10 protein-coding genes are annotated in these 11,833 nt (G+C 35.7%); 1 reads left to right on the forward strand and 9 read right to left on the reverse strand.

Annotation, left to right across the window (positions count from 1 at the left end):
* Nucleotides 1-135 precede the first annotated feature (135 nt).
* From CRO45_RS14570 to CRO45_RS14605, 9 genes are all read right to left on the reverse strand, one after another.
* Nucleotides 136-1,329: an acyl-CoA dehydrogenase family protein gene (locus tag CRO45_RS14570; RefSeq protein ID WP_097150361.1), complete on the reverse strand. Its 1,194-nt coding sequence runs from the start codon at nucleotides 1,327-1,329 to the stop codon at nucleotides 136-138.
* 10 nt (nucleotides 1,330-1,339) lie between these two features.
* Nucleotides 1,340-2,509: a saccharopine dehydrogenase family protein gene (locus CRO45_RS14575; protein ID WP_097150362.1), complete on the reverse strand. Its 1,170-nt coding sequence runs from the start codon at nucleotides 2,507-2,509 to the stop codon at nucleotides 1,340-1,342.
* A 224-nt stretch (nucleotides 2,510-2,733) separates the two neighbouring features.
* Entirely contained in the window at nucleotides 2,734-4,209 is a 1,476-nt protein-coding gene (locus CRO45_RS14580; RefSeq protein ID WP_097150363.1) for an aldehyde dehydrogenase family protein, read from the reverse strand.
* A 440-nt stretch (nucleotides 4,210-4,649) separates the two neighbouring features.
* The gene (locus CRO45_RS14585; RefSeq protein WP_097150364.1) at nucleotides 4,650-4,790 is read right to left on the reverse strand and encodes a protoglobin domain-containing protein; all 141 of its coding nucleotides are present in this window, start codon (nucleotides 4,788-4,790) and stop codon (nucleotides 4,650-4,652) included.
* Nucleotides 4,791-5,121: 331 nt separating this feature from the next.
* Complete coding sequence (locus CRO45_RS14590; RefSeq protein WP_097150365.1) at nucleotides 5,122-5,949, reverse strand: undecaprenyl-diphosphate phosphatase; 828 nt, start codon at nucleotides 5,947-5,949, stop codon at nucleotides 5,122-5,124.
* A 261-nt stretch (nucleotides 5,950-6,210) separates the two neighbouring features.
* Nucleotides 6,211-8,418, reverse strand: coding sequence for a HAMP domain-containing sensor histidine kinase (locus CRO45_RS14595; protein ID WP_097150366.1), 2,208 nt, complete (start codon nucleotides 8,416-8,418; stop codon nucleotides 6,211-6,213).
* Between the two features lie 11 nt (nucleotides 8,419-8,429).
* On the reverse strand, nucleotides 8,430-8,573 hold the full coding sequence (locus tag CRO45_RS20110) for a hypothetical protein (RefSeq protein ID WP_170949501.1): 144 nt from the start codon (nucleotides 8,571-8,573) through the stop codon (nucleotides 8,430-8,432).
* On the reverse strand, nucleotides 8,563-9,261 hold the full coding sequence (locus tag CRO45_RS14600) for a response regulator transcription factor (RefSeq protein ID WP_097150367.1): 699 nt from the start codon (nucleotides 9,259-9,261) through the stop codon (nucleotides 8,563-8,565). The genes CRO45_RS20110 and CRO45_RS14600 overlap by 11 nt, the downstream gene beginning before the upstream one ends.
* Before the next feature lie 547 nt (nucleotides 9,262-9,808).
* Nucleotides 9,809-10,051 (reverse strand): hypothetical protein, encoded by a 243-nt coding sequence (locus tag CRO45_RS14605; RefSeq protein ID WP_097150368.1) that lies wholly within the window; start codon nucleotides 10,049-10,051, stop codon nucleotides 9,809-9,811.
* 523 nt (nucleotides 10,052-10,574) lie between these two features.
* Between CRO45_RS14605 and CRO45_RS14610 the strand changes: the two genes are divergently transcribed.
* On the forward strand, nucleotides 10,575-11,492 hold the full coding sequence (locus CRO45_RS14610; RefSeq protein ID WP_097150369.1) for a nuclease-related domain-containing protein: 918 nt from the start codon (nucleotides 10,575-10,577) through the stop codon (nucleotides 11,490-11,492).
* Nucleotides 11,493-11,833 lie beyond the last annotated feature (341 nt).

Below are 11,833 nucleotides of genomic sequence, written 5' to 3' on the forward strand. Positions count from 1 at the left end.
GTGGACACCCTTGCCATTAGCTAACAGTTCCTACTGCCAAGCCTGTAGTGGACTTTCACCACCAAGTTATAGCCCATGCCGGGCGCACAAAAAAACGTGAAGATTCCCCTTGAATCTTCACGTCCCACTTTCAACCTATTCATCAAACGGCCATTTCGGCAGCATTTTATTTAATGGTTTGTCTTCTCGACGACCTAATACATAGTCTGCTTGCACTATTGTATGAATTTCACGAGTTCCTTCGTAAATCACAGGTGCTTTGGAATTTCGGAGGTATCGCGCAACAGGATATTCATCGGAATAACCATAGGCACCGTGTATTTGTAATGCATCATCTGCTGCCTGATTTGCAAAATCACAAGCTTGCCATTTCGCTAAAGATGTCTCTCTTGTATTTCGAACCCCTTTGTTTTTCAACTCTCCCACTCGGTAAACAAGCAAACGACTCATTTGATAGCCAGCTTCCATTTTCGCAAGCATTTGACCAACCAGTTGATGCTCACCAATTGGTTTACCAAATGTTTTTCGCTCATGACAATACTTCACACTCGCCTCAAGACAAGCAGAAATTAAGCCAACCGCACCAGCTGCAACTGTGAAACGACCGTTATCCAGAGCCGACATGGCAATCTTGAATCCTTCACCTTCTTCACCTAAACGATTTTCAACTGGTATACGTAAATCATCGAAGAATAATTCCCCCGTATTACCCGCTCGAATTCCGTATTTCCCTTTAATCGCTTTCGATGAAAAGCCAGGCATTGTACGCTCTACAATAAATGCAGTAATACCATGATGTTTCTTCGTTTTATCGGTATAAGCAAAAACAATAAAATGATCCGCAATATCACATAGTGAAATCCATGTTTTTTGCCCGTTTAATATATAGTAATCCCCTTCGCGCTTAGCAAATGAATCCATTGCTGCAACGTCTGAACCAGCACCTGGCTCAGTTAAACCGAACGCTCCAATTTTTTCTCCCTTTGCTTGTGGAACTAAATACTTTTTCTTTTGTTCCTCTGTTCCCCATTGCATGAGTGTCATGCTATTTAAGCCTGTATGAACGGATACAGCTGTACGAAACGCTGTATCCCCTCGCTCTAACTCCTCACAAACAATAGCTAAACTGTTGTAGTCCATTCCTGCTCCGCCGTACTTTTCAGGAATACAAACCCCCATCAACCCTAGTTCAGCAAGTCTTTTCCAAATGATTCGATCAAAGCCACCTTCAGCATCCCACTTTGCGATGTGAGGCATAATTTCATTATCAACAAATTGTCTTACTGTTTTTCTTAGCAATTGTTGCTCTTCCGAAAAGTCGAAGTTCATCCCCATCACCTTACCATTTCACGATTGCTGAACGGTGTTTCGTTTCTTTAATTTTTACTCCACGTTTGGCCATTTTTTCAATGTATTCTTTACCAGGTACAATTGTTTCAGGTGTAAATACACCACGGTCAGTAATGACACCAGAACCAATCATTACTGCTACAACAGCAATTGTACATGCTGTTGCACGAGCCATTGCAGTCATATAATCATCTTGATTTCGTATAATAATTGTTTCGTATTCGTAAGTAACTTGCTCACCTTTCTTCTCCCCAGAAACAATACCGCGAAGAAGTAAAGCATCTTGTTGATCGCCCTGGTCTAATTTTTTCTTTAGGGCTTCACGAATAACATCACGAACTTTTACTTCCGAGCCGTCAACTTGAACTTGATTTTCTTTATCGATAAAACCAAGGTCAACAAGTAATTTGAACTTTTCAGCATGCCCTTTATAACGAATCGTCTTGTATTCAAGTGTTTTCACATTAGGGAATGTTTTAATAAGTGTAGAAGTTCCACCTGATGTATAGAAAGCTTCCATTACACCAAATTGGTCAAAATAGACTTGTTCAACACCTGAAAGTGATTCTACTTCTGTTAATTGGCCATCTAAAATAACTTTTGAAGGCTCACTGTAGTGATCTAAAACACCTTCAAGTGAAAATACTCTCGTATAATTTAAAGGCGCTACAGGTTTTGTTGGAATGCCTCCAACATACAGTTTTATCGATTCTACTGAATCTAGTTTAGATGCACCGTATCCTGCTAAAATGTTAATCATTCCTGGTGCTACACCTAAGTCTGGAATGATCGTTACATTTTTCTGTTTTGCTAGTTCATTTAGTTCTAAAATGTGGTCTGTGACTTCTCCAATATGTCCCCCAAGGTCAACTGAGTGAACCCCTACTTCTATTGCAGTCTTTGCCACTTTTTCATTAAATTCATAGAATAGGGCGTTTACGCAGACGTCCCCTTTTGCCATGCATGCGCGCAATTCATCATCATTCTTGGCATTTAGTTGTACAGCTTCTAATTTTTCAGAGTTTAGTTGTTGTACGAAATTTTGTACGACTGATAGATCGATATCAGCTAAAAAGACTTTTTCAACTTTATCATTTGCAACTAAGTCTCGCGCTACTTCTTTCCCCATTAAACCAGCGCCTAATACTACTACCTTCATACACACATCCCCTTTATTGTAAAATAGAAAATATAAATATTTTGTGTTGAAACAGTGTCTAGTTTCGAACGCTAGCTCCTCGGCAACTTCAAAACCGCCTTCAAGGGCAAAGAGCGCCCTTTTGTCGGTTCCTTCGATGTACAAGTGCCGGAAGTGCGACAGGAAGTCGCCCGTTTACGAACGGCCAGTTGCTTTCTTGAGCTGGGCGAGCGTTCTCCACTTTTCTAGTTATCTATTTGAGCTCTTTGCAGCTTTCCACTGTAGTCTACATATACACTCTTCCATTCTGTATAAACGTCGAGAGCAGCTTGACCGGAATCACGATGGCCATTTCCTGTTCCTTTCGTTCCACCGAATGGCAAGTGAATTTCTGCACCAGTAGTACCTGCATTGATATAAACAATCCCCGTATCTAAATCTCTTTGAGCTTTAAATATTTTATTTACATCTTGAGAGAAGATGGAACTAGATAAACCAAATTTTACGCTGTTGTTTACTTCAATTGCTTCTTCTAAACTATTAACTTCTATAATGCTAACAACTGGTCCGAAAATTTCTTCTTGTGCGATTGTCATTTCATTTTTTACATCTGTGAAGACTGTAGGTTCGAAGTAATAACCGTTTTCAAAAGGTGGTGTTGAAAGAATGTTTCCTCCAGCTAACAACTTAGCGCCTTCTTGCTTACCAATTTGAACATAGTGATCGATCTTTTCTAAAGCAGATTGATTAATGACAGGTCCAACCTTTACAGTTGGGTCTAAACCATCACCAATTGTTAAATGGCTAATTGCTTCTACTAACCTTTCCTCTAATTTGCCTTTTACATCTTTATGGACAATTACTCTACTACATGCTGTACAGCGCTGTCCTGCTGTTCCAAATGCACTCCAAATAATCGCTTCGGTTGCAAGGTTTAAGTCTGCATCATCCATGACGATGACAGCATTTTTCCCACCCATCTCAAGGGAGACTTTTTTCAAGTGACGTCCACCGAGTTCAGCAACCTTACTACCAGTAGCGTTTGAACCAGTGAAGGAAATAACTTTCACTTCTGGATGTTCAATCAATGCTGTTCCGACTTCTGTTCCAGCACCAAAGACAATGTTTGCCACCCCTTCAGGTAGACCAACCTCTTCAAAGATTTTCCCAAGCTCATAAGCCATCAATGGTGTTTCAACAGAAGGTTTCCAGACAAATGTGTTACCCGCTACAAGAGCCGGGAAGGACTTCCACGTTGCAATAGCAATTGGGAAGTTCCAAGGAGTGATTAAGCCAACTACCCCAATCGGGCTTCTAACACTCATCGCAAATTTGTCTGCTAATTCAGAAGGCGTTGTTTCCCCAAACAAACGTCTTCCTTCCCCTGCCATATAAAACGCCATATCGATGCCTTCTTGCACTTCACCACGTGCTTCTTCTATCACTTTACCCATTTCTTTTGTTAAAATTTGAGCAAGGTATTCTTTCTTTTCTTTTAACTTAAAACCAATTTCATATAAATATTCCGCGCGTTTTGGTGCTGGAACGAGTGCCCACTGTTTTTGTGCTTTCTTTGCAGCTGAAACCGCCAAATCAACTTCATGATTAGTTGATAGTGGAACCTCCCCTAGCACTTCCCCATTCGCCGGATTAATAATAGGTACCCTTTGATGTGTCTCTGCCTCAATCCATTTTCCACCAATAAAGTTTTTCAGTTTCATAGCACCCTCCTTGAATTATCGAAAATTCAGTTATATTGTTCTAATATTCGACATTTTCTATTTAAATCCCTTTTTTTCTAACACAATTATTTCACTAATTATTATTTCAACAATAGTATTAAAGTTTTCAAGATTAGATGTGGCAACTATTCCTTATTCAATGGCATCAGTTATAAGGAGCTAGAGGTTATTATTTAATTTAGTAGGATGATACTGTTAAAGTTATGAAGTTCAGGACGTTTGTAGTTAATGGAGTTAGTGTAACGCTCTTTATTTTATTTATTATTTAGTATATGTATGTATTTGAACAAGCATTCGATTACTAAACTAGTAAGTTACAAATTTAATAGAAAATAAAAAAGCCATCTCCCTAGAGACAGCACTACTATACTCATATTTAAAATGTTTGAATTGAATTTTCTAATCTTGATGCTGCAACTTCAAGGTCTAAACTCAGGTACAATTTCTAATCGTTTATAAAAAGCATCAACAATTTCTATTACTCTAGCTTCTATATGAGGTTTTAGTGCACGGGCTACTTGTAAATCCTCTTCACTTAACTCAATGATTTTCAACTGCAATAATTGTTCAGGTGTCCGTTAAGGTAATTCCAACATTCTCATACTTTTCACTGAAAATAGAACGCTGATTTTGATATCGATCTTGTTTCGTTCTAAATAACATAGCCATCCTCCTGCCAGAAAAAATAAAACTTCTTATCATAATTTCATTTTACATTAAGCTTAATAATCTGAACTTTCAATATTTGTACATTCCGTTACTTTTTATATAGAAGACTCCAAAAATAATGAGAAATTAGTTCTAATTGAAAACTTATGCCCTAAAAGTTGCACATACAAAATAAAACAGCTGTCTTAAAATTTTAACTTCCAGACAGCTGTTAGTTTTAAATTATAAGTACAATACAACAATTAACACTGCCGCTAATACGAGACGATAAATTGCAAAAGGAACTAATTTCACTTTAGAGATTAATCTTAAGAAGAATTTAATAGCAACTAACGCGAATATAAACGCACTTACAAAACCAACAACATAGAACCAGAAGTGGTCCATATTAATTTGGTCCCAATTTTTAAATAATGATAATCCACTAGCTCCAGCCATAATAGGCACAGCCATAATAAATGTAAAATCAGAAGCTGTTCTATGGTCAAGCCCTAGCATTACCCCTCCGGAAATTGTTGCTCCAGAACGTGAAAACCCTGGCCATAAAGATAAACATTGGATAAACCCAACTTTAAGCGCTGTGCTATAAGATAAGTCGTCCAAGGATTTGATTTTCGGCCTTTTTGGTCCAAACTTATCTGCAATAATCATCCAAATTGCTCCGATAATTAAACCAACAATTACAGTCTGAGTTGTAAATAAATTTTCATCGATAAAATCTTCAAATAAAACACCAAAAATACCAGCAGGAATAATTCCAATTAGAACATGTCCTAGGTTAAATTTCCTCGAACTAGTTTGTCCAGGAATTTTGTACAGTCCTACTAGGCTTAGCATACGTTTCCACATAACTACAACAACCGCTAAGATAGAACCCAATTGGATCACAATCTTAAATGTGTTTGCAGATCCTTCAGTTAAAAACTCCTTTGTTTGTAACCACATATCATCTACAATAATTAAATGCCCTGTTGAAGAAACAGGTGCAAACTCTGTCATCCCTTCAACAAATCCAAGAATGACGGCCTTAATTAGTTCAAATAATTCCATAAAAATGAAGGTCTCCTATACTCTTTAATTTGTTATATACATGCAATACTATTGACAGATTTTTGTTATTAGCACAAAAAAATCTGTCTTTCATTATACAATATGTCACTAAAGATACAATCATCACTTATACAATAAAAGACAGACAACAATGACAAGTGCCTGTTTTCAAGTATATCATGGACATTTCAAATAATCATTTTCATATTGTTAATAAAATGAAAATGATGACACCAACATAAACAGTTGGTGCCATTATGTTTAATAATCTGAAGGTATTGTGACAGTGACCTTGAACAAATCCCCATCTACATCAATTTTCAAACGTCCATTATGCAAATCCACAATAGATTGAGCAATTGCTAGACCTAATCCTGAACCATCTGTATGACGAGAGGCATCTGCTCGTTTAAATCTTTCTGTTAACTCTTCAACATGATCTCCTAATTCGTAATTCGAAATATTTTTCACAACAAATTCTGCATCACGACCATTTTGTCTTAAAGTTAAATATACTCTCGAACCTTTTAAAGAATATTTCAATGTATTAACGACTAAATTATCTAATACTCTCCATAATTTTTGCCCATCTACATAAGCCCACAAAGGTTGATCAGGTGCAGTTACCTTCATGTCTAATCCAGTATCTTTAAAAGACTCTCCATGTTCCCCAATTGCCTGTTTAAATAATTGTGTTAAATCGATTCGTTGTTTCGTTAACTCAATGTTTCCACTGGCCATTTTTGACACTTCAAACAAATCTTCAATTAGCGTTTTCAAACGGGCTGATTTTTTATCGAGCACATCGATATATTGCTTTCTCTCTTCATCTGATAAATTAGGATTTTTCAATAAATCAGTATACGTAATAATAGATGTTAATGGAGTTCTTAAATCATGACTCACATTTGTAATTAATTCCGTTTTTAATCTCTCACTTTTTGCTTGTTCGGACACAGATTTCCTAACACCTTCACGTAAATGATTTAAATTTTTCGCGTGTCTTGCAAGGGGAGACTTCCCTTTCACTTTAATCTCTGTCGTTAAGCGTCCTTCTGCCATGTCCTCTGTTTGCTTAATAATTCTGTTTAAATAGCCCATTCGGTTTAAAAAAGAAATAAAAGCTGGTAGTGCAATAAAGAAGAATAAGATTAAATATATGACAGCTAATTCTCCGGACATAAATGCTCCTACAATTCCTATACCTGCAAAGAACGCCGTACCAAGCACAAATAACGTTTGGAATGCAATTGAGCGATTTATTAATAAATCTTTGACTCCCTCTGCCATTTTATAAAAATAGGCATTTTTCAATTGGTTTGGAACATTGTCCACATCTCTGATTGCTCTCCAACACCAAACAACACCTAATATTGTTAATGAAGTTGGAATAAATGTCGTAATTCCATAGGTAACCAATTTCACATTGTAAGAGACCCAGTAATTAACATAATAGTTCACGTTATGTTGTATCATGTTAGCTAATGAATCCATAAAAGCAAGTGCAATATACGCCATAATAATAGTAGAAATAACCCTTAAATCGATTGGCCAACTAGAAAAGCTTGACTCTAACTTTTCTAAACTTCTAAATTGGTTCCATGAAGGCTTTGCAAAAGTGAATAAAGCAATAAGCGCTACGATTCCAGTAATCCATATTAAGTAAAAGGCCCATTTTGCAAAAGTAAAATTCGAATAGTCTCTTTCCATATGGGATGATGCTAGTAAAGTCTTCGGTATACTTATCGAACCTTCAAACTTACCAATTTCCCCTTGTACTATATATTCCTCTGTTACTGCATCGTAGTTATCATATAAACTTATATTTACAGTATTATCGACGCTAAAATACTGCTTTGGTTTCCCAAATTTTTCAGAATAAACAATGCTTAGATCCTTATGATTATGAGGTGATTCAATTGTTTCTCCAGTTTCAACATTCGTAAAACTATATGTGAAGTAGCTATATTCATTTAAAAAATCTTTCGTTTGACGTTGTTGTTCTGCTACATATGAACGAATAGCTTGTGCCCTTTGATTTCGAATCTTTTCTTCGACATATTCATCGCTATTAAAGTTTTGTTGAATATCTGCAATTTTACTATCCCGTTCTTTTATTAGTTGTTCCTTTAAGGTGACATTCCCCTCAACTTCAGCCTGGTTGATACTGTCAACATATTGATATTGTATACTTTCAATTTGCTCTGCAATTGTGCCGTAGTAATTACGATAATGCTCAACTTCACTTTTACTTACAGTGATGTTTTCAATCGCCTTCTCTGCATCCAACGGCATTAATATTAACCGACCTAGTTGATCTTTATATTGATTAACCATACTTTGGAACCCTTCAGAATCAAAATACGATTTACCAATATACTGTTGTCCTTTATTTGTAAATGATGTGAAGGCAAATGCCACCCACGTTATAAGAAAAAGTGTGAGGAGTAATTTCCCTTTTGTTTTCATATTGTTCCTCCTCAAAATAATCTAACTAACATTTTTATCGAATCTAATAAACGTCCAGATACAAAATGGAATGTATAAATGCTAATTAAAATTAACCCGATGATGGCCGTAATAATCACAGTGCCAGTAGCGATCGACTCAATTTTACTTTTCAATTTTGTAACCAATTCCCCACACAACCTTTAAATATCTTGGGTTTTTAGGGTCCGCTTCAATCTTTTCTCGAATCTTTCGAATATGAACGGCCACAACATTTTCAGCATTATACGCTTCTTCATTCCACACAAGTTCATAAATTTCATTAATCGAAAATACACGTCCTGCATTTTTTAATAGTAACTCAGTAATTTTGTACTCAATCGGCGTTAATTTTACCGGTTCACCATTAAGCTTTACTTCTTTTGCTTCCGCATCGAGTGATAGTCCATTCACATCAATCGCAGACGATGTTTGTCCATTGTTGTAAGTCCCCAGTTGAACATAGCGTCTTAGTTGGGATTTTACCCGCGCCAATAACTCTAGAGGATGGAACGGCTTTGTAATATAATCATCTGCTCCAACAGATAATCCATGAATCTTATCTGTATCCTCTGCTTTCGCACTGAGCATAATAATTGGGATATTCCGTTCAGCGCGTATTTTGAATGTAGCAGTAATCCCATCCATATTTGGCATCATAATATCTAGGATAATTAAATGAACTTCATTATCCTTTAATAGCGTCAGTGCTTCCACACCATCTGCCGCCTTTAAAACATGATACCCCTCATTTTTTAAATAAATTTCAATCCCATCCCGAATATCCTTATCATCATCAGTAACGAGCACAGTCAATTTCTCCACCCGCTTCACCTCACAACTTTTTCTTATATTTTTATAGTAACCATAGATTCTTAAAACTCAGATAGGGTAATTCTGAAGAAATTCTTAAGATTTCATTGTATTTAGTTGCATTTATATCATTGTATCATTAGTATTGTTGCCGATTTATCGCAATTTCCATCTTATGTTTCATTATTTGTAAGTCGTTATAAAGCAATTTATGTGGGGAAATTGGGTGCTAAATCCAAAAAGATGGGGTACGTACTTTGGGTAAAACGCTATCAAAGAAACGGTGTAAACATGGAATGTATAAAGAGTATGATGAAATAGATGTATAGTTAGATAATTTTAAAAGACCAAGTGTATGCTATCACTTGGTCCCTTTTTGCTAAAAAAATATTTTTTAGGTGGTTCTATTCCATCTTCTTTTGTTCGGCATTTCAATTCTAGTAACCTCTTTACTTCCTCAGAACATCAATTTTTATCAATTACTAAAATTCGGGAGTTATATAAGGACCGACCACCATTTTCCATGAATGCAAAAATGTGTATCGCGATTAAATCTACCTCATTTTACCAATCGTAAGAAGATTTCAGCTTCGACGTCATCCCACATACCGTCATCAGAATAAAGTTTTATTACTACACAATCTCCGTCCGTACCATCATCGTTTATCTTATAGCACACAACAGTATCAACGGTATTAGTACATTCGATAGTGCGAATAGGTCTATACATATCTCCATTATCAAAAATTAATCTATTTTCTTCGGGAGTTATGCCGATATCATCAACTAGCTTTAACCTCATTTCACAGCCTCCTATACCAATAAATTAACACAATACAAAGTTGTTATAGTGATCTTTGCAATAAACTATTACAATTACAAGATAAAATTCTTTGGTAATATTTTCAATAACAAAATTATGCTTTTTGTTTCAATTTTCAATTCACATAAGTCATGGCATAACTTATTAATTCTGTATCATTGTAGTTATCAACATCTTCATGTGTATCAAAGAATAATCACTGTCCAATTAGTTTTTAATAGTTCTATACATAATACAGTAGATGAAATTTGAATTAAAAATAGGATATCGAAAGTTCATTTTGCCTCAGTATAAAGCGAAATATAAAGAGGATCTGAGAAGGGCTACAGGTATTCTGACACCTTCTTAAGGTATCTAGATAGCTAATTTTTTTAGGATTCGCTTTAAATTTTTCAAATTCATAAGAGTTACAACACCATTATAAAATTTTCAACCATTGCATTAACATTTACACTATTTGCTGATATGATATTTGGTAATTATTTAACAATAGGAGGAATTTATGATTTATAAATCTCGAAGAAAGTCTAGAGAACTCTTCATTCTTGAAATGCTGCACAAACGAATGCCATTGCCTGACCAAGAGAAGAACTACTACTTATCTTTGAAGAAGGGATTTGAAGGTGAGTTAATGTTCGATGCACTTACGGAAAAACTAGAATCAGACTTCCTTGTTTTAAATGATTTACTACTTAAAAACAATAAAACCACGTTCCAAATCGATTCCCTTATCATTTCTTCCAATAAGCTCTACTTCTATGAAATTAAAAATCTCGAAGGCGATCATTTTTACGAAACTGATAAGCTTTTTAAATTACCGAAAACTGAAGTACCCAATCCATTATTTCAACTACGGAGATCGGAAACTCTACTGAAACAATTGATTTTCAGTCTAGGATTCAACCTTCCTGTAGAAGGATTTGTCGTGTTCATTAACCCCGAATTCACATTGTACCAATCACCATTGAATTATCCTTTTCTATTTCCAACTCAAATTAAGCGATATTTACGAGTTCTTGATTCAGGCAGCACATCAGTGATTACGGAAAAGCATAAAAAACTTGCGGATAAGCTAGTTGAGCTACACCATCAAACTATTAAGGAGAATAACTATTCAAACGTGCCTGAGTATAAATATGAGGATCTGCGCAAGGGGATTACTTGTGCGAAGTGTGAATCGTTTTCGGTTACAATTCAGGGTAGAAGTTGTATGTGCATAAACTGTGGAAACGTTGAGTCTGTAACTACCGCAATAATAAGAGCCACTAATGAGTTTAAGGCACTTTTCCCAAAGGAACCTATCACAACAAATACTATTCATCATTGGTGTAAAATTATTGATTCAAAGAAAAGAGTACAGAGGGTCTTGGATAGCAACTATTCTATCATTTCGAAACGTAAATGGACATATTACGAATAAGTGTTAAAAGCCCTTAATTTTAAGGGCTTTCCTACATATGTCTTGGAGCTTAATTACTTAAATTTTTTCTTCCTTTTATGCTTAAGAGCACTCTATTAATACGCCTGGATTTCTATCTTTTTTTGTTTTAGAGACCTTATTAATGACACTTCTCCTGGATTTTTACCACCTTTTGTCTTTTAGAGCCCTTATAAAAGACACTTCTCCTGGATTTTTATCACCTTTTGTCTTTTAGAGCACTTATTAAAGACACTTCTCCTGGATTTCTACCACCTTTTGTCTTTTAGAGCACTTATTAAAGACACTTCTCCTGGATTTCTACCACCTTTTGTCTTTTAGAG

It is taken from the genome of Ureibacillus acetophenoni (assembly GCF_900220965.1).
Lineage (GTDB): Bacteria > Bacillota > Bacilli > Bacillales_A > Planococcaceae > Ureibacillus > Ureibacillus acetophenoni.

Coding starts and splice junctions, on each gene's coding strand:
- CRO45_RS14595 (WP_097150366.1), bottom strand. CDS start 8,418: ATGAAAACAAAAGGGAAATTACTCCTCACACTTTTTCTTATAACGTGG.
- CRO45_RS14580 (WP_097150363.1), bottom strand. CDS start 4,209: ATGAAACTGAAAAACTTTATTGGTGGAAAATGGATTGAGGCAGAGACA.
- CRO45_RS14605 (WP_097150368.1), bottom strand. CDS start 10,051: ATGAGGTTAAAGCTAGTTGATGATATCGGCATAACTCCCGAAGAAAAT.
- CRO45_RS14610 (WP_097150369.1), top strand. CDS start 10,575: ATGATTTATAAATCTCGAAGAAAGTCTAGAGAACTCTTCATTCTTGAA.
- CRO45_RS14570 (WP_097150361.1), bottom strand. CDS start 1,329: ATGAACTTCGACTTTTCGGAAGAGCAACAATTGCTAAGAAAAACAGTA.
- CRO45_RS14575 (WP_097150362.1), bottom strand. CDS start 2,509: ATGAAGGTAGTAGTATTAGGCGCTGGTTTAATGGGGAAAGAAGTAGCG.
- CRO45_RS14590 (WP_097150365.1), bottom strand. CDS start 5,949: ATGGAATTATTTGAACTAATTAAGGCCGTCATTCTTGGATTTGTTGAA.